Here is a 24333-nt window from a genome sequence, read left to right as displayed (position 1 = left end):
GTTTTAAATTGCCTGACATAGAAAGAGAGATGTTATTACTTTAGGGATTTAATCCCTCTCTCTTGTGCAGGCTGCTACTAACCAAATCAACTTTTCTTTTTCACATTATCTATTGTGCCTAATTAAGAGAAAGGGCTTCACTAACCAACCAAAAAGTATATGCCCTCTCTCTTATTAGGACTTAAATTTTTGCCTGACTTGGGAAGAAACTAACACTAACCATCATCTATTTTTCCTTCCCACGACAGGACTTAATGACTACTCAAGATATTCCGGACATTTTATGTATTCCGTTAACTAATAAAGCAGAACAACAAAAAATGCTTAGGGAAGGGATTACCTACTGAATAGTCTTTTGTACTTTGCCGCATTTAAGCATTCTACTGCCGTAATATGGGTTTCTTATCTCGTTGTTTGTACTTAACCAAGCACTACCCTTATCGTACATAGGGCAAAATTGTTGGTAAAGTGTGTTCTTTGTTCCTGTAATCGCCACCATATCCGTTATATCTTTGCTCAATGTTTTAAAATGCTCTCTTTGATGGTCAATAGCACTTTCAGCAATATGTTCTGCGTGTTCTGTAGCATCTTCTATAATATCGGCCAATTCTTCTTGCTGTTCTTTGGTATAGCTACTGGTATCAAAGGCTTTAAGAGAAGCCACCAATTTTGTCCCTTCTTGGGCTGCCTTTTTGGTATCGTCTGCCACCAAGGCATCCTTTAGACTGAAATAATCATTTAAAATTGCTTCTGCTTTTGCATCACTGTTCATATCCATCATTTTACCGTGGTCCATTTTATGGTCCATCTTCATTTTTTCCTTTTCCTGTGCATTGGTAAAAGAAACTGCCAACAATAACATAGTGGCTATACTCATTTTTAACTTTTTCATCTTTATACTTTTTAATTATTTATAAACTGTCTTTTAATTGTGTTACCCAGTTGATTATTTCTTCTGCCTCCGCTTCTGAAAACTTTGCATCTCTATGAATCAAGGTATAAGAATCTAAAGGCATTTCGCCATTTTCAATCTGTTTGATGATAGACCTTAACTTACTGGTCTTTCTTCGGCTTGATAGTGAATCCCATTCATTGAAATTTAGTTCGGCCTTGCCTTCTTTAATATGGTCTTCCAAAAACCAAGCAACAGGCTGAACTTTATTATACCAAGGGTATTGCGTATTATTACTGTGACAATCATAGCAGGATACCTGTAACTTGTTTTGAATGTTCTCTGGAACATTGTTGACCAACATAAAATCAGTTTCGGGTACCGTATCACTTTGGTTGCGTGTTGTGGGTATAAATTGAATCCCCACAAACGCTACCAATAACACTACCGCTATGATTTTTACAATCTTCATTTAGTTGATTTCTCGCTGCACTTTGCCGCATTTTAACATTGGGCTGCCATAGTATGGATTGCGTACTTCCTCTTTAGTACTAAGCCAAGCTGTACCGCCATCATACATAGGGCAAAACTGCTCGTAGAGTTTCATCTCTGTTCCTGTTATAGCAACCATATCTATAACATCTTTACTTAAAACTTTAAAGTGCTCTCGCTGATGTGCTATATCACTTTCTGAAATGTGTTCTGCGTGTTCAACTGCATCTTCCATAATATCCTTGAGATCCTGTTGCTCACTATCTGAATAGCTGGATGCATCAAAACTTCCTAAAGTATTGGCAAGTGTTGCGCCCATTTCTTTTGCCTTATCATTGTCATCGCCTACAAGAGCATCTTTCAAGTTGAAGTAATCTTTCAGGATTGCTTCTGCTTTTGCATCTTGATTGTCACTCATTGACATATCGTCTTTGTCATCCATAGGCTCTTGGTACATCTCGTTGCTCATTGGTGCTGCAGGTTCATTTTTACTTCCGTCTTTACAAGCAGTAACACTAACTAAAGCTATTGCAATTGTGGGTATAATTAATTTTTGTCTAATCGTTTTCATCTTTGTTTATTTAAGGGTTATTTATTAATAGTTTTCTTTACCGATCCACATTTCAACATTTTATCGCCGAAATAGGGATTGGTTATTTCTTTAACATCTGCATACCAATAGGCACCTTCATTGTTAAATGCCATTGGACAGAATTTTTTGTATATGGTTCCTTCAGATAGTGCTTCTTCAAACATTGGCCCTGCCTTTTCGGTAAATTGTGCGAACAATTCTCTCAGGGTTTCAATGTCCTCAGTATTGGCCATATCTTGCGCTAAGTTTTTCATCTCCATTCTTTCTTCGCCAAAAGAGGCAGCCATATCCTCACTTATGGATCTTGCCTTTTCTGCATCGTCTCTTACAAGTGCCATCTTGATTTCAAGATAATTATGCCATACTTTTCCCGTCATCCCGTCAATAAAACCTTGGTCTGCGATATCTGCGGTTTTTTTCTTGGCCGCCTTCACCTCTTCAGGGGTGTTAATTTCTACGGTTTGTTTTTCCTTGCAGCTTACAATTGCAATGAGTGCAAGGGTTAGAATTGAAGTTTTTAATAGTGTTTTCATTGTTTTTGAATTAAATTATTAATCTATAGTTTAAAATGTTTTGGACCTAAATGGTCTAAGATTTCTTTTAAATCTTGTCCTACGCTTTTTGCTATTTCTTCTATTTCGGATTTGTCAGAGATGGCCCAAGTTGTCTCAACGTCTTCAATAGAAACCTCGATTAAAGAAGCATCATCGAGTGCTTTGATGCTAATTTTACAAGGCACGAGTGAGGTCATTTGGATATCGTTGGACAGTAAGTCGGCAGCCGTTTCTTTATGACAAACCATAATAATTATTAGGTGAGACATATCGATGTCAAAGTCCTTCAGATAGTCCTTAACATCCATTTCTCCAATGATGTCAAATCCTTTGTCCTTTAAAACATCTCTTAACTGTGTTAGTGCCTCATCAAAAGTTATGGAACCGTAGCGTCTAACAATACTGTAAGATGTGTTTCGGCTCTCAGTATAATTCTGACTATGCAATCTTTGTTTTTTGTCCTCGCTATTTTCCATAACTCTTCTGTTTTATTAGCTGTATTTGTTTTTTTAATTCTTTATTCAATTTCTTTGAACTTTCAGTTGGTATATTTCACAATTCAAGTAAGATTTTTAAAAACTTTAACTACCAAAGTTTTACTTTTTTCTTCTTCCAGAAATAAGAAAAATCACCCATACAAGAATGGCTATACCAATTATCCAATACAATAGCATCATAATTTTATTCTTTTTTTGTTAAACATTTATTTTTTTATTCTTTGATATCAATCATAATTTCTCATTCATTTTCATTTGATTTTCTTCATTTTTATTTTTCAGAAACCATTTTTCGCCTAAAAAAATCAATACCATCAGTATTGCGGCTACAATTACGACTAATAGGTCACTAGAAGCCTTTATCCATAAGAATGCGGCCAAAACAATACAATCCAATAATATTGCAGTATATAGAATAGAGGCACGGGCGTTTATGTCTTTTCTCATATTTTTAAGTACGCCCCAGTGAATTCCTATATCCATAATTAGATAGAAAATAGCACCTAATGATGCAATTCTTGTAAGGTCAAAAAGAATGGTCATTGTGAGCGCCAATACCACAGTATAAATGAGCATATGTTTTTGCAACTTACCAGGTAACCCAAAATGTTTATGGGGAATTAGATTCATCTGAGTTAGCATTGTAGTCATCCTTGACACTGCAAAAATGCTTGCTACCACACCTGAAATAGTAGCTATGATTGCAATACCCACAGTGAACCATAATCCGTACTTTCCGAAAGCAGGCCTTGATGCCTCGGCCAATGAATAGTCCTTAGCTTTGATTATCTCTTCAATAGTAAGATTAGAAGAAACAGCGAATGCAACAAGTAGATATACCACGGTACAGATAACAAGTGAAATTATTATAGCACGTCCTACATTTTTATTGGGATTGGTGATTTCCTCACCGCTATTAGTGATTGTAGTAAAGCCCTTATAAGCTAAAATTGAAAGAGCCAAGGCTCCTAAATAATTGGTAATAGGGTATTCTGTCAAACTTTCTGAAGGGACAACTTCAGAAAATGAAAATCCTGCCGCCCATAATCCACCAATGGCAAAAATTGCAATACCTCCAATTTTTAAAATAGCCATTGCAAAGGAAGATTTGCCAATGATATTGTTTCCAGAAATATTGATTAAAAACGCAACGATTAACAGTACTACCCCAAGGATAGGCACCCAAACACTATTGTCATTTATATCGAATAATTGAAGCGTGTACGAACCAAAAGTACGTGCTACCAAACTTTCATTAATCACCATTGAAAATGCCATTAGCAAGGCTCCAGAAGCTGTTACCGCACCCTTACCATATATCTTTTTTAGATAGGTAGCAATACCGCCAGCAGATGGATACGCATTGGAAAGTTTCACATACGTATATGCACTAAATCCTGAAATGATAGCACCTACAAGAAAAGCATACGGAAACCATTGCCCTGATAACTCAGCTACCTGTCCTAACAAGGCAAATATTCCTGCACCTATCATAACACCTGTACCAAGCGACACCGCTCCGGTTAAACTCAAACTATTTTTCTTGTATTGTGCCATTTCTTAAAATCTAACTAACAGACCGCCACCCCAGCCATAACGATTATTGTAATTTCCTTGTATTGAAAAGTTTCTGGAAACGATGTATGCCAGCCCTACAAGCCATTGGGTTTCGCTTTCAAAAGATTTATTGTTTTCCAAATCATTGACCCAACCAAAATCCGCTCTGTACTCATACTCTCCTTCTAAAAATATTCTTGGAAAAATCAACAACTCTCTGTCCAGCCGTATCCTTGGGCGTAATTGATGGTCCATACTCACATCTACATTAAACCTGTAAGGCGTAAAGTATTTAACCCCGACCAGTCCAACGGTATTAAATGTATCGTAAGAATCTGGTGTAGAAGTTTCGGTATTTACCCCTGCATATACGCGTACCCAATCATTGAGGTATCGATTATAATTTACTTCTATCTCGGCATTTTGGTCATAATCAAACTCGGCGCGCAGTCCAAATTCGTTACGGATGTTGCTCGACATCAAAAACAGCTCGTTAAAGTTTGATCCTACGCGTGCAGCCCCCCAAGAATAATAGAGGTCAGTCTCGTGTATAAGCTTTTCAACCGGAAATTCCTCCATCCGTTCATCTCGTGGTGTATCATAACTAAATATACGGTTCATACCACTCATTAAATGATACAATATGTGACAGTGAAAGAACCAATCACCATACTCTTCGTTATAGAATTCAATGACCACTTTTTGCATCGGTGGCACATTGACCGTATGTTTTAAGGGCGAACGCTCCCCGTTTTCATTGATTACCCTAAAGAAATGCCCGTGCAAATGCATTGGGTGGTGCATCATTGTTATGTTATTTAGTGTGATTCTTGTTACTTCTCCTCCTTTTATTTTGATTTTATCGGTTTCAGAAAGTGGTACGCCATTCATACTCCATACATAGCGCTGCATATTTCCTGTTAGGTTGAGCAGAATATCATTTACCGGTATGTCTTCTTTATAAGTGGTTTCTTCCTTTGCCTTTAAGAAATCATAGTTAAAATAGGTTTTACGAGTACTGTAATCAAAAGTGGCACTGTCTTTTTGCATCTTGGACATATCGTGATTCATATGGTCTTTCATTTTGCTCGATGCTTCGGTATGGCTCATTGGCATAGAGTCCTTTTTCATCTCCATTGTATTGTCCATATACATTTTGTCATCTTTCATTTCCATTTGCTTCTTCATTGTACCTTCATCCATTGACATATTATTGTTCATTTTCATCTGCCCATCTTTCATATCCATCTTCATTCCATATTTCTGCATCAAAAACTCCGGTGTTTTTTTCTTTCTGTTTCCCACCAATGCAGGTGCACCCATTTTCATATCCATTTTTGCCATTTGCTTCATCATTGCTACTTTGTCTGGCCTATCTATTACCGTTGCCGGAAAAAATTTTCCATTTCCCAAACGGATTGAAGTATTGCCAGAACCATCCTGTGCCGTGGCGGTAATTTCTAAAGTCCCTTCTGGAATAGTAACAATAACATCATAGGTCTCTGCCACTGCAAAAAGAAATCGGCTTTTATGTACGGGCTCTACATCCACACCATCACCTGAAACTATCATTGGATTACCCCCTCCAAAATCTACCCAATAATAGGATGAAGCCGATGCATTTATAAAGCGAAGCCTGATTTTTTCTCCTGCTTTAAAATTTGGGTATTCTGCTACTCTTTTTCCATTGGATAAAAAAGCAGGGTAGTAAATATCTGTTATGTCTGCTCCCTCCATACGGTCTCGCCAGAATTTGAATTGGGCTCCCAATGCGCCCTCTTTGATGACTCTACTTAAGGGCACTGATGTACCCTTTTTTACCTGATACCATTCGTTAGCCCTTTTGAGGTTGCGTAGCACATTCATCGGTTTTTCATTGGTCCAATCAGAAAGTACCACAACCAAATCTTTATCATAATCCAATGTCTTTTCTTTTGGATGAATGATAATAGAGCCATAAACCCCCTTTTGTTCCTGTAATAAAGTATGTGAATGATACCAATAGGTGCCGGATTGATTAATAGGAATTCTATACTGAAAAGTTGTGCCAGGTTCAATTGGCGGCGTAGTTAAATAAGGCACACCGTCATAGAAATTTGGAAGGATTAAACCGTGCCAATGCACTGAAGTTTCTTCGTCCATTTTATTGGTCACATTGATTATGGCAAGGTCTCCTTCATTAAATTCTAATGTAGGGCCAGGAATGCTGCCATTTATAGTCATTCCATTGGCCGTTACGCCTCCAAGGGTCATTTCCTTTTGTTCCAAGGTAAGATTGTACTCTTTTACAGGTCGTCCTTCTTCTTTACGGTCATCACCGTTTGTTCCGACTTGGCCAAATGTAACCGAGGTAAGGAACAATAGAAGTGTTGTATTGATTATGTTTGTTATTTTCATAGTTCTTAATTTTATTTTAATAAAATTACTGCTGTAAATCAACAGCTTGTGTCATAATTATGGTTATTATCTATATAATTTTGTCCAATGAATTTCTATAGTTTTTCTGTTGTGATTTATATGCGCTTAGGCACATACCAGTTTCACTCTTGAACTGACCACTTAAATGATTTATGTGACTATAATCGAGTAAATGTGCTATTTCAGTAAAGTTGAGTTCGTTGCCCTGTATCAATTCTTTTACCTTCTCGATTTTGAGTTTGATGAAATACTTTTCTATCGTTATACCCTCAGTAAACGAGAAAACCTTACTAATTTTTGAATATTCGTGCCCTAATGCTTCTGCCAAATGCACGGATAATTTCTCATTTAGTTTCAAAGGCAATTTTTGTAATTCCTTTATGAGTTCTACCTTGACCTGCTCTGTAAGTTTCTCTTTTATATTATCAATAAGCTCAAAACCATTTTTATTAAGTATTTCTTTCAATTTTGTGATTTCATCATCGCTCTCGATGTCGAGGCGCAAACGGCCCAATTCGATTTGCAACAACTCGATATTTTGACCATCCAGTTCATCTTTTAAGACCTTGATACATCTATCGCAAACCATATTCTTTATGTAAAAATCCTTGACCATAATTAGTTGATTAAATAGTTAATAATGGCCGATTGTACATAGTACATTTGCACCGAATCGATTTGATTCATTTGAAACTTCAACTGCAACTCTTGAATATCCAACACATCGTTAAAATCGATAGTGCCAGTTTCATAGTTCTTAACCAGAATTTCTTCGGCATCTTGCGCTTGCTTCAGGTTGCGGTCTTGGGTGCTATAAGCGATGCGTGCTTGGTTGCGTTGTGATTGTGCTTTCGCGAAAGCGGATTCCAGCACATTCAATCGCTGTTCCCGTTGGGTTTCTATTTCTTGCTGTCGCAGTTCGTTTTGCTTTGAAATGGATTTGTAACGGTTGTTGAAAATGGGGATTGAAACCGAAACCATAGGCATCAACACATCTTTCCCATTATCGCTGAAGTTGACATCGCTACGTTCCGTTACGGGCAAGTAGTCCAAACCAAAACCAATCATAGGCAAACTCTCACGCTGGTTGAGCAGTTCGGATTGTGCTACCGATTCATAGAGTTTGTCATATTTGAGCAGTTCAGGATTGAGTGATAGCGCATCATTAGAATAAAATGGGTCTTCCTGCGGGATTTCCATTTCTGAAACGACGTCAACCGTCATCATTGATTCGCGGTTGAGCAAATTGTTGAAAGCCGTTTGTTCTGCTGTAAATTCTTCTTCCAGCACTTCCTTTTGTTGTTGTAATTCATTTTGTCTAATCTGAAGTCGCAATACATCTACGGCACTCGCTTTGCCCACTTCTACAGATGTGAGTGCAAGTTGCTTGTAGGTTTCCAGAAGCTGTATATTTTCATCCAGCACAGCTTGCTTGGCACGTATAGAATACAGGCTATAATAGGATTGTGCGACCGAAAGTGCGAGCTTGCGCTTTGCAATCGTGATGTCCACATATTCGGCATCTGCCATTGCGGTGGCATAATTTTCACGAGCTGTAATAGTACCAAACCACGGCAACATCTGTTTTACACCTATCCGTGCACGTTGTGCGCCCACTCTGGTTTCTGGCTCGCTCACAAAGTAGCCGGCACTTACTTCGGTATTGGGAATCCAGTTGGCTTCGTTTACCTTTTCTTCGGCGATATTATAGCGCAGTTCAAAAGCTTGAATTTCTGGATTGTTCGCTTCGGCTTCCTGAATGTAGGATTGTAATTGTTGCGCTTTCGCGAAAGCTGAAACAAACAAGAACACGAGTATATATTTCAATTTTTTCATCTGTTTGCTCTTTTAAGTTGGTATTCCTTTTTCCAGCTGTACAGGACTGGTAGCAGGAAATAGGACGTAACGTCGATTATCATTCCGCCAAAAATGGGAATCGCCATCGGTATCATTATATCGCTTCCCTTTCCTGTGGATGTAAGGACGGGAAGTAGTGCCAACACCGTCGTTACGGTAGTCATCAAACACGGACGAATGCGTTTACCTGCGGCTTCCAAAGTGGCGAGACGAATGCCCTTTTTATTGTCTGGTTCGTTGCTTTTGAAAGATTGGTCTAAATAAGTGGCCATTACCACACCATCATCCGTAGCAATACCGAAAAGGGCAATAAAACCTACCCAAACGGCCACACTTAAATTGATGGTTTTCATATTGAACAAGTCCCTTAAATTTTCGCCAAAAAAGCCAAAGTTGAAAAACCAATCTTGACCGTATAGCCATATCATTATAAAGCCACCTGCAAAGGCCACGGCGATTGCGGTAAAAACCATAAGAGACGTAGAAACCGACCTAAATTGGAAATACAGAATCAAGAAAATGACGAGCAAACAAAGCGGTACGACTACCGATAGCGTTTTTTCTGCTCGCAACTGATTTTCATACGTTCCCGTAAATCGATAGCTCACGCCCTGTGGTACGACCAGCGAACCGTTATCAATATTTTCTTGAATCAAGGCTTGGGCGTTTTCTACCACATCTACTTCGGCAAAGCCGTCGAGTTTATCAAACAGCACGTAACCAATAAGAAAAGTGTCTTCACTTTTAATGACCTGTGGTCCTTGCTCGTAGCGAATTTCAACCAATTCGCCCAGCGGTACAGGACTTCCTTTTTCAACGGGAACATAGATATTACGTAAGTCATCTGGATTTGCCCGTAATTCTCGTGGATAACGTACACGCACGGCGTAGCGTTCTCGACCTTCAACCGTTTGTGTGAGTGGCATACCGCCCACGGCCACTTGAAGGATTTCCTGAACATCCATAATGGATATGCCATATCGAGCCAATTGGTCTCGCTTAATGTCTATGAGCAGGTACGGTTTGCCCACGATACGGTCTGCAAAAACAGCTTGTTCCTTAACACCTTCGGCTTGTTTCAAGATGTCTTCCAGTTGCAGTCCAAAATTTTCTATGGACTTTAAATCGGGTCCTTTTACCTTGATGCCCATAGGTGCGCGCATTCCCGTTTGTAGCATTACGAGTCGTGTTTCAATGGGCTGCAACTTGGGTGCAGATGTCACGCCGGGTAATTTGGTCACTCGTACAATCTCGTTCCAAATATCATCTGGACTTTCGATGTCCGGTCGCCAGTTTCGGTAGTACTCGCCATCGTCATCTTCTATCAACTCTTCGCGTGTGGCAGTCGTTTTTAGCGATGCTTCCTCATAGTTGGCATCTTCATCAATCTCATTATTCGGGTTGATAATGAATTTGTCGTTCGTCAGTACAAACAATCCATCGTCATTGACCCTATAGCGTTGTCGCTCGCCAGAACTATTCCGCATATATTCAGATTTATACTGAATGACATTCTCATACATCGAGAGTGGTGCTGGGTCGAGTGCGCTTTCCGTTCTTCCAGCTTTTCCCACCACGGTTTCGATTTCAGGGATGCTTGCCACAGCCATATCCAGCTGTTGCAGCACACGCTTGTTTTCTTCAACACCTGCGTGTGGTAGGGATGTAGGCATCAATAGAAATGAACCTTCATTGAGTGCTGGCATAAATTCCTTGCCCGTATTGCGCATAATGATGATACCCAACGTGAGCACCGTAGCAGGAATGATTAAGAACAGATAGCGGTTTTGAAGTGCCCATTTCAAAATACGTTCGTAGTATATCCTGAAAATTGAGAATACACCGAGCAGTCCAAAACAGATGATGGAAACAAATATCAGGTTCATCACGATACTTCGGTCAAAGCCCAATGGTCGCCAGTATTCTGCTAATAAAACTACGATGGCAACCGATGAAATGATGATATCCAGTAGATTTTTCCGCTTTCGCGAAAGCGTACCGCGCATCTTTAAAAGTGATGTTATGGCAAAGGCAATTAGAATTAGCCCCAACCAAAAGCCGTAAACGATGGCGAGAATTCCAGATAGAGCAAGCAAACCATTGATAGCATACTGTGTACGTTCGCGCACACTCGTTTTGCGAAAAAGAAATGCCGCAATGGGCGGAATGAGAAATAATGCAATGATAAGCGATGCCGTTAGTGCCATTGTTTTGGTAAAGGCAAGCGGACGGAACAGTTTTCCTTCGGCACCTATCATTGTGAATACGGGTAGGAAGCTGATTATGGTCGTCAGGACAGCCGTCAGAATAGCACCAGAAACTTCGGCAGTTGCGTTGTAGATGATTTCGTTCGTGGTGTACTCGTTACCGTTTTCATTAAGGCGTAGCTTTTTATCTTCCAAGTGCCGAATCATATTTTCGGCGAGTATGACGCCCACATCCACCATCGTACCGATGGCAATGGCGATACCGGAAAGTGCGACGATGTTTGCATCTACATTAAAGAGCTTCATCGTGATAAAAACCATCAAAACGGCTACGGGTAACAATCCTGAAATAAGGATGGATGCACGTAGGTTGAACACCATTATGATGATGACCAAAATGGTAATCAAAATTTCTAAAGTAAGGGCTTCATTGAGCGTGCCCAGCGTTTCCTGAATGAGTTCTGTACGGTCGTAAAACGGCACGATGGTCACTTGCGAAGTGCGACCATCTGATAAAGTTTTTGTTGGAAGTCCCGAGCTTATTTCGGCAATTTGAGCCTTGACATTATTGATGACTTCCAGCGGATTTGCACCGTAGCGAGCGACTACGACACCGCCTACGACTTCGGCACCTTCCTTATCGAGAATACCTCGTCTTGCCGCTGGTCCCAAATGGACGTTTGCCACGTCTTTAATACGTATGGAAGTGAAATTTTCAGAATCTACTACCGCACTTTCAATGTCTGCGATTGACTTTACGTAACCCAATCCGCGCACGAGATATTCCGCTTGATTGATTTCGAGTGTTTGCGCACCTATATCTTGATTGCTCTGTTTGACGGCTTTAACCACATCGCCCATACTCACATTGTACTGGCGCATTTTTTCTGGTTCGATATCCACTTGATATTCCTGAACATAGCCACCTATGGAAGCTACTTCAGAAACACCACTTGCAGAGGATAATCCGTATTTCACATAGTAATCCTGTATGCTACGCAATTCCTGTAAATCCCATCCGCCAGTTACGTTGCCGTCTTTATCACGACCTTCCAGCGTGTACCAAAATATCTGTCCGAGACCCGTGGCATCTGGTCCTAATGATGGATTGACACCATCAGGTAATAGGTTTGCAGGAAGTGAGTTCAGTTTTTCAAGTATGCGACTGCGTGACCAGTAGAACTCGATGTCTTCTTCAAAAATGATATAGATGCTTGAAAATCCAAACATAGACGAACTACGAATGGTTTTCACACCTGGAATACCGAGAAGCGAAGTGGTAAGAGGATATGTGATTTGGTCTTCAATGTCCTGTGGCGAGCGACCTTGCCACTTGGTAAAAACAATTTGCTGGTTCTCGCCAATATCAGGTATGGCATCAACGGCAACTGGGTCTGTAGGTAAAAAGCCCGTTTCCCAATTAAAGGGTGCGTTGACCACGCCCCAACCCACAAATAGGGCGAGTAGTAGAACGGCAACAAGTTTGTTTTCTATGAGAAATTTAATGCTCTTATTCAGCATAGCATTTGATTATTAGATAATTGGAAATACGTGTAGCAGAAAATGGCAAACACGAGTTTTAGCCCATTACAGCGCAGCTGTTGGGCTTCATTCAAAAAATCTAACAAATCAAATTAAGAAAGTCTGGTGCAGCACTTGCACATCCCGTTTGACAAAGGGTCGCGGGTAATCTTCAAAAGGAACTTCTTCAGATTCGGTTCCTTCAAATAGGTTTATATAAGAATATGTAAAAGCAGCGATGAACGTTTGCTGCTCAAAAGAAAGCGTGTCAAAAGATATTTTAAGGTCGTCTTTGCCTTCCTTAACAATTTGCTGGTCAATACAACAATCTTTTTCGGAAAGCATCAGTTTTTCGCATCCCTTATTTGCCTGTGATTTTTCCATTCCGCAGGTATCAGCTTTTGAGAACAAACTGAAATCGACCAAAGAGTCCCCACAATAATGCATATCCACAGTAAATGACATTGTAGAGAACATCACTACAAAAGCCATCGAAATGGATAATATTTTATGGAAAACTTGTTTCATTGTTGCAAAATTACAAAATTTTAACAGTTTTTATTGTGATTAACAGAAATTTAATTAAGTAATCCATTATTAGACACTTTAATAAATTTAAAATTCTTATAAGATATAAACTACTGAATATAAAATACTTCAAAAATATTATTAAGAATAATTCTAAATAATATTGGTTTTTTGAAATCAGCACATTACATTTGCCTTCTATTTAAAATCATTCTAAATAATTTATTACCAATGAGAATTCTATTTTTTCTACTATTTATCCTACAGTTTACGTATATATGGGGGCAAACAAATCCTCAAAAAGAAGATACCATCCAACAAAAAACGGAACGTCTAAAAGAGGTTATTATATCTGCCAACACCATACTGGGCAGTAAATTTGAGATTAAAAACAAAACGGGATCTGCGAGTTATATTTCTGAAGAGGATTTAAAAAAATTCTCTTACACCAATATCAACAGGGTTTTACAAACAGTTCCAGGAATTAATATTTACGAAGAGGATGGGTTTGGACTACGCCCAAATATAAGTTTACGAGGCACATCACCTGAACGTAGTGCAAAAATAAATTTGATGGAAGATGGTGTTCTCATAGCCCCTGCACCCTACAGCGCACCTGCCGCCTATTATTTCCCAACCATTGGGCGTATGCAGGCCATCGAAATCTTAAAAGGAAGCAGTCAAATTCAATATGGACCCAACACCACTGGTGGTGCCATTAATATGATTTCTTCCCGAATTCCTGACGAATTTTCTGGACGAGCTTCCATTGCCGCAGGGAATTATGGTTCAAGAAACACGCAATTAGTTATTGGCGACAGCTATAAAAACTTTGGATTTGTAACGGATTATTTCAATTACAGCTCAGACGGTTTTAAGGATTTAGATGGTGGTGGCAATACAGGATTTGATAAATCTGATTATTTGGCAAAGTTTAGGGTCAACTCAAATTTAGATGCAGAAATGTATCAGTCACTAACATTTAAAATCCAATATTCTGAAGAAGAGGCAAACGAAACTTACTTGGGATTGACCGATGAAGACTTTGAAGCAAACCCCTTTAGAAGATACAGGGCGTCGTCCGAAGATGTAATGAACGCCGAACATCAACAATACCAACTTACCCATTTTATACAAGTATCCCCATCGTTAAATATAAGTACCACTGGTTACTTGAATAAATTTAAACGGAATTGGTATAAGTTAACCGATGTAAACCTTGGCGAAAGAGTGAGCATAAACAGCATCCTATCATCACCACAGGATTACCCCTTAGAATACCAAACCATTTTAGGAAACGAAGACACCCAAGACGATGTTATGGGCATAAAGGCAAACAACAGAACATACACCTCTAATGGTGTTCAATCCATTGCCAAATTACGATGGGGTTCGGATTGGCTGCAAACTCTGGAAGCTGGAATACGTTACCACGAAGATGACGAGGACAGATTTCAATGGGTAGACAGGTATGCTTTTGAAAACCAAGAATTGATAAGAACTACAGTAGGCGAAAAGGGTGCAGATGCCAATCGTATAAGTAGTGCAAAAGCATTGGCGGCACACCTCTTGTACACCCTTAAAATAGAGAACCTTACTTTAACACCTGGCTTACGCTATGAAAATATAACCCTTACCCGAACGGATTATGGCACCAGCGACCCAAACAGAACTGGTCAGGATTTAGCTATTCGTGAGAACAATGTAGATGTGTGGATTCCAGGCATAGGTGCAAATTACAGATTCAATAACCATATATCGGTCTTCGGTGGGGTACATAAAGGATTTTCGCCACCAAGTAATACACCGGGGCAAAATGCAGAAGAAAGTATTAATTATGAGTTGGGTTCCCGATTTGGCTTTAAAGGTTTTTCAGGGGAACTTGTTGGGTTCTACAATGATTATCAAAATCTACTGGGAAGTGATTTGGCCGCGACAGGTGGTACAGGAAGCCTTGACCAGTTTAATGCTGGTGAAGTGCGTGTAAGTGGCATTGAACTTTTGCTAAATTACAATTTACTATACAATACATCAGGGAAATTTAAACTTCCTATATCGATTTCCTACACCCTTACCGATACCGAATTCCTGACCAGTTTTGACAGTAACGAAGACATTTACGGTGTGGTGACCAAAGGGGATGAAATACCATACATCGCAAAAAACCAATTAAATGCTACTTTAGGGCTACAGCATAAGAAATTTGAAGTAAACCTAAATTCACGTTATACTGGTGCATTTAGAACCAAGGCTGGTTCTGGACCGATTCCAGAAAATTTTAAAGTAGATTCTAATTTTATAGTTGACTTATCTGCGCATTATTTTCTTAATGAAAATTTTACGCTATCAACAAACATAATAAACTTATTTGATTCAGAATATGCCGTATCACGTGTCCCAGCAGGTTTGCGTCCCGGACATCCTTTTGGATTGAATGCAGGGTTACAATTTAGTTTTTAAAGATATTTTGTGGAAACAATAATATCAACTATAATTAAAAGTTATTAGCAACATTTTGAACCTTCCTGAATCGGTGGACAGGCGACAGTACCGTAAGAACAGAACACACAGCAATCGCCTTGTTTTGGTTTGAGGACCTTTTTGCAATTATCACATTTGTAAAAGAATTGACAGGCATCTGTAGGCATTTGCTCTTTTTTTTTGTGACTGCAGTATGGGCACGAAATTTCTGATGTTAATATCATATTTATTATTTTTTTACTGAATCATTACAACAAGAAATCTCAAAAACACCTTTATAAGGTATCTTTTCGTTTAATCTATCGATAAAATATCCTGGATTTTTCTTGAACTCTAAAACACATTGCGGACATCTACAAAATAAGAAGTTCCGTTCGTTGTATAGAATACTTACTACTTGGTTTTCTGGTTTTTCAGCAAGACAGACTGGACAAATAATTAGATTTTTTATTTCTGCAATATATTTTTCCTCATTGTTTTGGAATTGCTCAATACATCCTTGACAACAAAAAAAGTAATCTTGATCTTTATATTTTATTGATAAGCGCGGTGTGCTTTTTATTCCCAATCGAACTAAAGAGCAACCACAAGTTGGGCAAATTTTTAATTTCATTTTTTTTTATTTAAATCAATAATCTGTTTCATTGTAATGAATACTAAAGCATATAGGTTTGGTCGGATGCCATTGTAGGGTATGAAAATATCATTGTCCGCAAATCGCTTATGGTCATCTTGGTCTTTATCGCCATTGCAAAAAGATTTACTGTTTCTTCACAATGAGGCCCGATCAGATGCGCGCCCAAAATGGTATTATTATTTTTATCGATGATTGTTTTAAAAGCATATTCATCCACGTTCAGGCGTCTCGCATTGAACCAATTATCAACTTTTTCAAAATTGATATTGATGTCGTATCCTTTTTCTTTGGCTTCATCTTCCAATAGGCCAACGGTTGCCATAGTGGGCAAAGTGAAAACTACGGAAGGCATTGGGGGATAACTGACTTTTTTCTGGTTCCCTTTGATGATATTAGAAGCCACGATATGCCCTTCCAAAACAGCTACGGGTGTTAGGGGCAGTCCTCTTGAGTCCGCTGCATCGCCAGCTGCATAAACATTCGCGTTCGATGTGCTCTGAAGGTATTCGTTGACCTCTATGCCCTTTTTTGAGAAGGATATACCTGCTTTTTCCAATTCTAAATCAAAAATGGCTGGGGGACGACCAGCGGAATTAAATACTGCTGCCGATTTGTGGTTAGTTTCCTTTCCGTTTGAAATTCCTGTGGTTATGTAGTAGCCATCTTTACTTTCAATTTTAGAAACTTCAGTTTCCAGAACAATCTTAATCCCTAAATTCCGTGTAGCATCGACCAAATGTTTTACAATATCTTGGTCAAAGTTTTCCAACGGACTTTTACGTCGATGTACTATTGTTACCTCGGCACCGGAACGTGCGGCAATATGAGCAAATTCAAAAGCAATATATCCACCACCTATGAAAAGCAGGGATTCTGGTAAATCCTTAAGGTTTAGAAAATCCGTACTCGTTTGCGCAAGTTGTCCGCCTTCAAAGTCTAAAACTTTTGGTTTTGAACCGGACGCAATTACAATTTTATCAGCTTGGATGGTCTCGTTACCTACGCTTAGTGTATTTTTATTTATAAACGTAGCGGAACTGTGAAAGGTATCGATGCCGTTCTTCTTATACCCCTTTTCTATTTTCTTTGGCATTTCATCGACAAAGCTCTGTTTGAACGCAATTAAATCCTTCCAGTTGATATCAGGGATGGTATCAATGCCTTTCCCTTTAAGTCTTTTAGCGAAGTCGCGTACTTCCGTGGCACCGATAATCACTTTTTTTGGGTCACAGCCTCGTAGGGCACAAGTGCCACCATAAGGCAGTTCATCAGTAATGCCCACCGAAAGACCTTTTGAAGCGCATTTATTGGCGATTGTCATACCGGCCATACCCGAACCTATTATAAATACATCATATTTTTTCATCTACTTATTTTCTTTAGGGGTTTTCTTGACAACTTTATAGCCAGTGCTTTCTATAGCTTCTCGAATTGCGGGCAAATCGGTTTTGGTCTTGTCAAATTCCACTATAGTATTCGCATTTTCGTAGCTGGCTTTAACCGAAATAATTCCATCCAAATTATTGACTTCGCTTTCTACGTGTGCCTCACAGCCTGCGCAGGTCATTCCTTCAACCTCAAAGGTTTGTGTTTCGATATTGGATTGAGAGACATAGACGATATCCTTTGTAGGCTGGGCATAAAATAGGTTGGAATAGTACGGGAAGGCCAGCATCAATCCAGCAAATAAGGTTACGATGAACAGAAATTGTTTGGATTGCCAAAACGTAGGTTTTGCATCATCCTCACAAGCGCAATCTAACTCTTCCTGAGTTTTCGGCCGTAGTTTCTGAAACCAGGCAAAGACCAAAACAATAATGGTCAAGGCGATAAGATAGGGCCTAAATGGCTCGACCCAAGAGAATGTTGATGCGATTCCACTTGTTCCGGCAATTAGTGCCAAGACAGGTGTAATACAACATATTGATGCTACAACTGCGGTAAAAATGCCAGTATAGGCCGCGGTGTTTGAGGTTTTGTTCGGTGTCATAATATAAACTTTCTAAGCTGTTTTCTTTTTTGTCGAAATTGAATTGAAAATTCCATTCAAAACATTGTCCTCTCTCTTTACCAGCGAATAATATAATGTTTGCCCTTCACGTCTCGATAAAATAATTCCTGCATCCTTCATTTTACGGATATGTTGAGATACGGCAGGAACACTCATTTCAAGAATGTCCGCAATATCGCAAGGACACAATTCATTCTCTATGTTCAATAGGAATAGAATTTTCAGTCGTACCTCGCTTCCCGCGAGAGACAAAACTTTGCTTATTGCTTCTAAGCTGCCCAAAGAATTCTCTATGGTTTCCTTGCATCTCGATATTTGCTTCTTGTCTGCTTCGTTCCGTGTACAGGTAATTTCCAAGCTCATCTTTTCTGATTTAAAGTGGTTGCAAATATATCATTATTATATTATTTAAGCAAACACTTAAATAATAGCAATGAATACTGAAATATTAATTATTTAATAACTAAAAAGATATAAATCTTAGAGTTTATTAATAAAACATTTTATTTGACATCAATTAAAATGACACACTTAAAATAACAAAATGTTGTACCTATGTTGTACCCAAGGTCAAAAATCGTGAAGAAAACACGTTTTTTTAAATGAAAAAGCCGAAGATTTCTCTTCGGCTTTTGTGCGGATGACAGGAATCGAACCTGCACACCTCGCGGCATCAGATCCTAAGTCTGACGTGTCTACCAGTTCCACCACATCCGCATTTCAAATATTTTAACACTTTTTCTTAGGTTAAATCCTAAGTCTAGCGTGTCTACCAATTCCACCACGCCTGCTTACAATCCCGAAAATAACGGGATGCAAATATAAACAATACTTTCAATATTCAAATAGCATTTAAACTAGAATATTTTCGGTTTTGTTTTTGTTATTTTTGTTTGAAACCAAACAATTATTATGCAAAATATAGATTCTTACATCAAAGAACATAAACAACGATTCATAGACGAACTTATAGAACTTCTAAAAATACCATCCATTAGTGCTGATTCAGCCTATAAGAAAGATGTTCTAAACACAGCCGATGCCATTAAAGAAAGTTTAGAAAATGCTGGTTGTGACCATGTGGAAATCTGTGAAACTGAAGGCTACCCAATTGTTTATGGTGAAAAAATTATTGACAAGAGCCTGCCCACTGTTTTGGTTTACGGTCATTATGATGTACAACCACCAGATCCATTAGATTTATGGAATTCTCCACCTTTTGATCCAATTATTCAAAAAACGGAATTACATCCTGAAGGTGCCATTTTTGCCAGAGGAGCTTGCGATGATAAAGGACAAATGTACATGCACGTCAAAGCATTGGAATACATGACCAAAAACAACGAACTGCCATGCAACGTTAAATTTATGATTGAGGGCGAAGAAGAAGTTGGCAGTGAAAATCTAGGTGTTTTTGTCGCTAACAACAGAGAAAATCTTAAAAATGATGTCATTTTAATTTCTGACACAGGTATGATAGCCAAAGACGTACCTTCCATTACAACTGGCTTAAGAGGACTTAGTTATGTTGAAGTTGAAGTAACGGGTCCGAATCGTGATTTACATTCGGGATTGTACGGTGGTGCAGTAGCAAATCCTATTAATGTCTTGGCTAAAATGATTGCATCTTTACATGATGAAAACAATCATATTACAATTCCTGGTTTTTATGATAAAGTCGAAAACCTTTCTGAAGCTGAACGTGCCGAAATGGCGAAAGCTCCTTTCTCATTAGAGGCTTATAAAAAAGCTTTGGATATTGATGCTGTTTATGGCGAAGAAGGTTACACAACCAATGAACGTAACTCTATTAGACCAACTTTAGACGTCAACGGCATTTGGGGAGGCTATACTGGTGAGGGAGCCAAAACTGTTATTGCCAGCAAAGCGTATGCAAAAATTTCCATGCGATTGGTACCACATCAAGATTGGGAAGAGATTACAGAATTGTTCAAAACACATTTTGAAAGCATAGCGCCAAAAGGCGTTAAAGTAAAAGTAACTCCGCATCATGGTGGACAAGGCTACGTGACTCCAATTGATAGTATTGGTTACCAAGCCGCATCAAAAGCTTATGAGCAGACTTTTGGCAAAACACCGATACCTCAACGTAGCGGTGGAAGTATTCCTATTGTATCGCTTTTTGAACAAGAATTGAAGAGTAAGACCATTTTAATGGGCTTTGGTTTAGATAGCGACGCTATTCATTCACCAAACGAACATTTCGGAATTTGGAATTACCTAAAAGGTATTGAGACCATTCCTTGGTTCTATAAGTATTTTACTGAGTTGAAAAAGTAAGGATTACTCCTTTACAATTTTATAAGTTGAAGATTTAGTATCTGAGTTTATACTAACAAAATAAACACCAGTTGCCATTGTATTGAGTTCAATCACTGTGAGCTCTTTTTGTGAGACTTGTGTTCTAACGACTTTACCTGAAATATCATTGATGGTTATCTTTAACTCTGAGCCTGTAAAGTTTTCAATATTCAGTTTTGAAGTTACCGGATTTGGGAATATCTTGATTTCATTGGGTGAAAATTCTTCTGTGGATAAAACCGAAAAACTAATGCACAAACTCATTTCCGAACAACTACCATTACTGACTTCAACAGCATAATTTCCAGTGGTTGTCGGTGTAAATGTTTGACTGGTTTCTCCTGATATTGCAGCATCAGTATCACAATTAAACCATTGATATGAGCCTGTAGATTGGTTGGCTGTCAATTCTGTTGCTGATTGTGTTACTGTATTATCAAGGTTAATCAATCCAGATTTTGTGGCCAAATAAGCAGTAACTAATTTGGTCAGTTCTGTCATATATTGAAAATCAATATCCTCTACTCTATCATTTGATGTATGATAATCTGGTGTTTCATCGTCGGTTTCCCAAGATTCACCAACCAAAACCGCAGAATACCCTTCATTCCAAAAACGTGAGTGATCGCTTGCCGTAGTTCCTGGGTTAACGACTATTTCATTCAAATCAAAAGTGTAGGTACTAAGAATGCTTATTAAATCGTCTTTAATGGCAATGGAATTCGCAATGTTACGCACATCAATATCAAAATCATTATCGCCTGCGGTTCCTGGAGCATCACCATCGTACCCAATCATATCCATATTTACAACAGCAAGTATGTTATCTCTTGTATTTCCGTTAGTGTCGTCAGCAGCTTGTTGTGCATAATAATTAGCTCCTCGTAAACCTATTTCTTCCTCGTCCCAAAGTGCATAAATAATGGTATTATCAGTACATTGTGTGGATAAAATTCTTGCGATTTCTATAACAGCAGAAACACCAGTAGCATTGTCATCTGCACAATAGGTCGTCACCGAATCATAATGTGCACAAACGATGTAAATATCATCAGGATTATTCTGTCCCAATTGTGTGGCAATAATATTTTTTCCGATAGTATTAAAGTTCTGATAGTTCACCGTGAGATTAGGTAAAGCCTCTAACTGTTCTTTTATGTATTCTGCAGCCAAATCGTTATTGCTGTGTACTCGGCTGGTAATGGTCTGCGTTGTTCCATCAATATTGGCAGATTGTTCACCAGACAGCACGGCTACTTTAGTTTCTAAGTTTATAGTGCTGACCTGATTCATTAAATCTTCTACAGATTGCCCTTTAGAAACACCTAAAACAGTAAAACTAAATATCATAGACAGAAGCACGTTCTTCATCACTTAATATTTTCTTTTTTAATTGTAACAAATATACGGATTTGAAGCATTTTATAAATTTTAGTTTTGATTATTGAATATTTTACTCTACATTTGTAGAGTTAATTCTAATATTGTAGAACATGCAACTCTCAAAAACCGAAGAACAGTTAATGCAATATCTCTGGAAGCTAGAAAAAGCTTTTATGAAAGATTTGTTGGATATCTATCCTGAACCCAAACCAGCAACCACGACCGTTGCCACTTTATTAAAACGTATGATCGGCAAGGGTTTTGTAGATTATAAAACCTACGGAAAGTCACGAGAGTATTTCCCTCTCGTTAAAAAAGAAGATTACTTTTCCAAACATGTCAATGGGCTCATAAAAACATTCTTTAATGATAGTGCTACTCAGTTTGCATCGTTCTTTACAAGAAAAACAGACTTAACTAAAGAAGAGTTAGAAGAATTAAAGTCTATTATAGACCAAGAAATTAAAAACAAGTAGTTATGGACACATACCTATTAAAATTTTCGGCTTGTTTGTTGGCTTTTTGGCTCATCTATATATTGATGTTAGAGCGTCAAAAAATGCATTATTTTAAACGCATTTATCTACTGGGTTCACTAGTATTGGCTCTAATGATACCACTGTTTACCATAACATATTATGTTGATCCTATAGTGCAGAATTTTGAATCATCAACAATTCACATACCAGTTGATTCTGCCATTACCGAAGCTCCAATTGAAGCATCCAGTATTTTCACCTTAGAAACTTTTCTTTTGCTTATCTATGGTATTGGTGCACTACTATTTACCTTTCGGTTTGTGGTTAATCTTACAAAATTGTATCGTCTAATCTCCAAGAATGAGCGCATACCTCAACGTTCATTTATATATGTGTTGTTGAAAAACTATCGCATTCCGCATTCATTTTTTAAGTACATCTTCTTGAATAAATCAAAGTTTGAAAACAACGACATTCCGAAAGAGGTTTTACTGCACGAAGAAACCCATGCCAAGCAATGGCACAGTTTAGATATTATACTTATTGAATTGCTTCAAATTGTGTTTTGGTTTCATCCATTAATTTATGTTCTTAAACACCATGTAAAGCTTAATCACGAATTTTTGGCTGACGATGCCGTTTTACAAGAAGGTTCGGATACCAAAACGTATCAAAACATATTACTACAATTTTCATCAAGCACTCAAGAGCATCAGCTGGCGAGTGCCATCAATTATTCATCCATTAAAAAACGATTTACGGTTATGAAAACAGACACTTCAAAAACCAGAATTTGGTTGAGCAGCTTATTATTGCTCCCTATTATTGCTATTCTTTTTTACAGTTTTGCTGAAAGAGAGTATGTTGAGAAAGCATCTAAACTACGCAGCGATACAGTAGATAAAATTGAGACTCAACAAGTAGTCACAAAAACAGAAATAGAAGAATACAATGCTTGGGCTAAGAAAATACATAGTGAAAGTAAAGTACTTTCAGAAGATGCTACATGGTATCCTCCTATTGACGAACAAGACTTAATTAAATTCTCAAAGATCTATAAAAGAATGTCAGCTCATCAGAAAAAACAAGCTCTTGAGTATCCTTTTCCAGGTCTTGATGTAAAATATAGCGAACAACAAAAAGCCACAAAAAAACAAATTGCAGCTTATAACGCTTGGGCTAAGAAAATTAATATAGCAATGGCTAAGGCAGAAAAAAATAAAGGAAGTGAAAAGTGGTCAGCATATCCAATAGTAAAAGTAAAAGAGGTCAATAAATACAAAGCTATTTACAATATTATGACAGAAGCTCAGAAAAAAGTAGCAGAGCCATGGCCAAGTTTTCCGCCTCCACCACCACCTGCACCACCTGCGCCAGAAAGAGCTACAGTTATTGAAATTGCAGAATACGATGTTTGGGCAAAAAAAATGAATGCAGCCATTAAAAAAGCAGAGTCTAGCAATAACAAAAGTTACTATCCAAGAATTAAGAAAGAAGATTACGATAAATACTATAACATATTCAGTAACTTAATGACTGAAGCGCAACGCGAGACTGCCGAACCATGGCCAAATATTCCGCCACCTCCTCCGCCTCCTCCGCCAGCGCCAGAACCAACAAAGGTTAAAAAAGGAGGTGAGGACATTCCACCACCTCCTCCTCCGCCAGCACCAGAATCACCTTTAGAGTTTGTAATAAGAATGGCAAAAGCTGATGCAATATTCTTTAGTGAGGGGAAACCCATTTCTTCAGATCAGGCAATTAAACTCATGAAGACAAAAAAAATGTTTAATATTAAAGCTACAGAAAAATCTAAAGATGGTCGGCCATTAGTTTATATTATGGAAAAGAAATAAAAATTACTAAATCTTAAAAAAGCCTCGATAATCGAGGCTTTTTTTGATA

General features: G+C 38.3%; 21 protein-coding genes and 1 tRNA gene. 4 read left to right on the top strand and 18 right to left on the bottom strand.

Translation table 11 applies throughout. The annotated features are described in order from the left end of the window. Positions 1 to 340 precede the first annotated feature (340 nt). The 11 genes from SIB89_RS11285 to SIB89_RS11235 all read right to left on the bottom strand — a co-directional run bounded on the left by SIB89_RS11285 (position 341) and on the right by SIB89_RS11235 (position 13115). On the bottom strand, positions 341 to 892 hold the full coding sequence (locus SIB89_RS11285) for a DUF3347 domain-containing protein (protein WP_412559850.1): 552 nt from the start codon (positions 890 to 892) through the stop codon (positions 341 to 343). Between the two features lie 19 nt (positions 893 to 911). Next, positions 912 to 1364: a heme-binding domain-containing protein gene (locus SIB89_RS11280; RefSeq protein ID WP_412559849.1), complete on the bottom strand. Its 453-nt coding sequence runs from the start codon at positions 1362 to 1364 to the stop codon at positions 912 to 914. After that, on the bottom strand, positions 1365 to 1955 hold the full coding sequence (locus SIB89_RS11275; RefSeq protein WP_412559848.1) for a DUF3347 domain-containing protein: 591 nt from the start codon (positions 1953 to 1955) through the stop codon (positions 1365 to 1367). 17 nt (positions 1956 to 1972) lie between these two features. Then, positions 1973 to 2509 (bottom strand): DUF3347 domain-containing protein, encoded by a 537-nt coding sequence (locus SIB89_RS11270; protein WP_412559847.1) that lies wholly within the window; start codon positions 2507 to 2509, stop codon positions 1973 to 1975. 23 nt (positions 2510 to 2532) lie between these two features. After that, positions 2533 to 3006, bottom strand: coding sequence for a DUF302 domain-containing protein (locus SIB89_RS11265; RefSeq protein WP_412559846.1), 474 nt, complete (start codon positions 3004 to 3006; stop codon positions 2533 to 2535). Positions 3007 to 3258: 252 nt separating this feature from the next. Continuing rightward, the gene (locus SIB89_RS11260; RefSeq protein ID WP_412559845.1) at positions 3259 to 4584 is read right to left on the bottom strand and encodes an APC family permease; all 1326 of its coding nucleotides are present in this window, start codon (positions 4582 to 4584) and stop codon (positions 3259 to 3261) included. Positions 4585 to 4587: 3 nt separating this feature from the next. Continuing rightward, positions 4588 to 6981, bottom strand: coding sequence for a multicopper oxidase domain-containing protein (locus SIB89_RS11255; RefSeq protein ID WP_412559844.1), 2394 nt, complete (start codon positions 6979 to 6981; stop codon positions 4588 to 4590). 70 nt (positions 6982 to 7051) lie between these two features. Continuing rightward, the gene (locus SIB89_RS11250; RefSeq protein WP_412559843.1) at positions 7052 to 7618 is read right to left on the bottom strand and encodes a helix-turn-helix domain-containing protein; all 567 of its coding nucleotides are present in this window, start codon (positions 7616 to 7618) and stop codon (positions 7052 to 7054) included. Between the two features lie 2 nt (positions 7619 to 7620). Continuing rightward, the gene (locus SIB89_RS11245) at positions 7621 to 8838 is read right to left on the bottom strand and encodes a TolC family protein (protein ID WP_412559842.1); all 1218 of its coding nucleotides are present in this window, start codon (positions 8836 to 8838) and stop codon (positions 7621 to 7623) included. Continuing rightward, positions 8835 to 12587, bottom strand: a complete 3753-nt coding sequence (locus SIB89_RS11240) for an efflux RND transporter permease subunit (RefSeq protein ID WP_412559841.1) — start codon at positions 12585 to 12587, stop codon at positions 8835 to 8837. Before SIB89_RS11240 ends, SIB89_RS11245 begins: the two co-directional genes overlap by 4 nt. 108 nt (positions 12588 to 12695) lie before the next feature. Continuing rightward, positions 12696 to 13115 (bottom strand): HYC_CC_PP family protein, encoded by a 420-nt coding sequence (locus tag SIB89_RS11235; protein WP_412559840.1) that lies wholly within the window; start codon positions 13113 to 13115, stop codon positions 12696 to 12698. A gap of 231 nt (positions 13116 to 13346) precedes the next feature. Here SIB89_RS11235 and SIB89_RS11230 point away from each other — a divergent pair, with 231 nt between their 5' ends. Continuing rightward, complete coding sequence (locus SIB89_RS11230) at positions 13347 to 15575, top strand: TonB-dependent receptor family protein (protein ID WP_412559839.1); 2229 nt, start codon at positions 13347 to 13349, stop codon at positions 15573 to 15575. Between the two features lie 44 nt (positions 15576 to 15619). Here the strand turns inward: SIB89_RS11230 and SIB89_RS11225 are convergent, their stop codons facing one another. The 6 genes from SIB89_RS11225 to SIB89_RS11200 all read right to left on the bottom strand — a co-directional run bounded on the left by SIB89_RS11225 (position 15620) and on the right by SIB89_RS11200 (position 18961). Beyond that, complete coding sequence (locus SIB89_RS11225; protein ID WP_412561904.1) at positions 15620 to 15826, bottom strand: GDCCVxC domain-containing (seleno)protein; 207 nt, start codon at positions 15824 to 15826, stop codon at positions 15620 to 15622. Beyond that, positions 15826 to 16209, bottom strand: a complete 384-nt coding sequence (locus SIB89_RS11220) for a YHS domain-containing protein (protein ID WP_412559838.1) — start codon at positions 16207 to 16209, stop codon at positions 15826 to 15828. Before SIB89_RS11220 ends, SIB89_RS11225 begins: the two co-directional genes overlap by 1 nt. A gap of 43 nt (positions 16210 to 16252) precedes the next feature. Continuing rightward, a complete protein-coding gene (locus SIB89_RS11215; RefSeq protein ID WP_412559837.1) occupies positions 16253 to 17599 on the bottom strand; it encodes a dihydrolipoyl dehydrogenase family protein in 1347 nt (448 codons plus the stop codon). Continuing rightward, complete coding sequence (gene merTP / locus SIB89_RS11210) at positions 17600 to 18223, bottom strand: mercuric transport protein MerTP (protein WP_412559836.1); 624 nt, start codon at positions 18221 to 18223, stop codon at positions 17600 to 17602. It lies immediately after the preceding gene. A gap of 12 nt (positions 18224 to 18235) precedes the next feature. After that, positions 18236 to 18607 (bottom strand): ArsR/SmtB family transcription factor, encoded by a 372-nt coding sequence (locus tag SIB89_RS11205; protein ID WP_412559835.1) that lies wholly within the window; start codon positions 18605 to 18607, stop codon positions 18236 to 18238. Positions 18608 to 18879: 272 nt separating this feature from the next. Further along, positions 18880 to 18961: transfer RNA gene (locus SIB89_RS11200), tRNA-Leu, on the bottom strand. 195 nt (positions 18962 to 19156) lie between these two features. On the opposite strand from SIB89_RS11200, the gene SIB89_RS11195 reads away from it, so the two are divergent. Next, the gene (locus SIB89_RS11195; protein WP_412559834.1) at positions 19157 to 20545 is read left to right on the top strand and encodes a dipeptidase; all 1389 of its coding nucleotides are present in this window, start codon (positions 19157 to 19159) and stop codon (positions 20543 to 20545) included. A 3-nt stretch (positions 20546 to 20548) separates the two neighbouring features. On the opposite strand, the gene SIB89_RS11190 is transcribed toward SIB89_RS11195, so the two are convergent. Then, positions 20549 to 21937, bottom strand: a complete 1389-nt coding sequence (locus tag SIB89_RS11190; protein ID WP_412559833.1) for a M28 family peptidase — start codon at positions 21935 to 21937, stop codon at positions 20549 to 20551. A gap of 122 nt (positions 21938 to 22059) precedes the next feature. Here SIB89_RS11190 and SIB89_RS11185 point away from each other — a divergent pair, with 122 nt between their 5' ends. Both SIB89_RS11185 and SIB89_RS11180 read left to right on the top strand, forming a co-directional pair. Then, positions 22060 to 22425, top strand: a complete 366-nt coding sequence (locus tag SIB89_RS11185; protein ID WP_155088203.1) for a BlaI/MecI/CopY family transcriptional regulator — start codon at positions 22060 to 22062, stop codon at positions 22423 to 22425. 2 nt (positions 22426 to 22427) lie between these two features. Further along, positions 22428 to 24284: a M56 family metallopeptidase gene (locus tag SIB89_RS11180; protein ID WP_412559832.1), complete on the top strand. Its 1857-nt coding sequence runs from the start codon at positions 22428 to 22430 to the stop codon at positions 24282 to 24284. The last annotated feature ends 49 nt before the right edge of the window (positions 24285 to 24333 follow it).

This window comes from Winogradskyella sp. MIT101101 (assembly GCF_047126865.1).
Classification (GTDB): domain Bacteria; phylum Bacteroidota; class Bacteroidia; order Flavobacteriales; family Flavobacteriaceae; genus Winogradskyella; species Winogradskyella ouciana.
This window is presented reverse-complemented; position numbering and strand designations above follow the sequence as displayed.

Coding starts and splice junctions, on each gene's coding strand:
- SIB89_RS11285 (WP_412559850.1), bottom strand. CDS start 892: ATGAAAAAGTTAAAAATGAGTATAGCCACTATGTTATTGTTGGCAGTT.
- SIB89_RS11280 (WP_412559849.1), bottom strand. CDS start 1,364: ATGAAGATTGTAAAAATCATAGCGGTAGTGTTATTGGTAGCGTTTGTG.
- SIB89_RS11275 (WP_412559848.1), bottom strand. CDS start 1,955: ATGAAAACGATTAGACAAAAATTAATTATACCCACAATTGCAATAGCT.
- SIB89_RS11270 (WP_412559847.1), bottom strand. CDS start 2,509: ATGAAAACACTATTAAAAACTTCAATTCTAACCCTTGCACTCATTGCA.
- SIB89_RS11265 (WP_412559846.1), bottom strand. CDS start 3,006: ATGGAAAATAGCGAGGACAAAAAACAAAGATTGCATAGTCAGAATTAT.
- SIB89_RS11260 (WP_412559845.1), bottom strand. CDS start 4,584: ATGGCACAATACAAGAAAAATAGTTTGAGTTTAACCGGAGCGGTGTCG.
- SIB89_RS11255 (WP_412559844.1), bottom strand. CDS start 6,981: ATGAAAATAACAAACATAATCAATACAACACTTCTATTGTTCCTTACC.
- SIB89_RS11250 (WP_412559843.1), bottom strand. CDS start 7,618: ATGGTCAAGGATTTTTACATAAAGAATATGGTTTGCGATAGATGTATC.
- SIB89_RS11245 (WP_412559842.1), bottom strand. CDS start 8,838: ATGAAAAAATTGAAATATATACTCGTGTTCTTGTTTGTTTCAGCTTTC.
- SIB89_RS11240 (WP_412559841.1), bottom strand. CDS start 12,587: ATGCTGAATAAGAGCATTAAATTTCTCATAGAAAACAAACTTGTTGCC.
- SIB89_RS11235 (WP_412559840.1), bottom strand. CDS start 13,115: ATGAAACAAGTTTTCCATAAAATATTATCCATTTCGATGGCTTTTGTA.
- SIB89_RS11230 (WP_412559839.1), top strand. CDS start 13,347: ATGAGAATTCTATTTTTTCTACTATTTATCCTACAGTTTACGTATATA.
- SIB89_RS11220 (WP_412559838.1), bottom strand. CDS start 16,209: ATGAAATTAAAAATTTGCCCAACTTGTGGTTGCTCTTTAGTTCGATTG.
- SIB89_RS11215 (WP_412559837.1), bottom strand. CDS start 17,599: ATGAAAAAATATGATGTATTTATAATAGGTTCGGGTATGGCCGGTATG.
- merTP (WP_412559836.1), bottom strand. CDS start 18,223: ATGACACCGAACAAAACCTCAAACACCGCGGCCTATACTGGCATTTTT.
- SIB89_RS11205 (WP_412559835.1), bottom strand. CDS start 18,607: ATGAGCTTGGAAATTACCTGTACACGGAACGAAGCAGACAAGAAGCAA.
- SIB89_RS11195 (WP_412559834.1), top strand. CDS start 19,157: ATGCAAAATATAGATTCTTACATCAAAGAACATAAACAACGATTCATA.
- SIB89_RS11190 (WP_412559833.1), bottom strand. CDS start 21,937: ATGAAGAACGTGCTTCTGTCTATGATATTTAGTTTTACTGTTTTAGGT.
- SIB89_RS11185 (WP_155088203.1), top strand. CDS start 22,060: ATGCAACTCTCAAAAACCGAAGAACAGTTAATGCAATATCTCTGGAAG.
- SIB89_RS11180 (WP_412559832.1), top strand. CDS start 22,428: ATGGACACATACCTATTAAAATTTTCGGCTTGTTTGTTGGCTTTTTGG.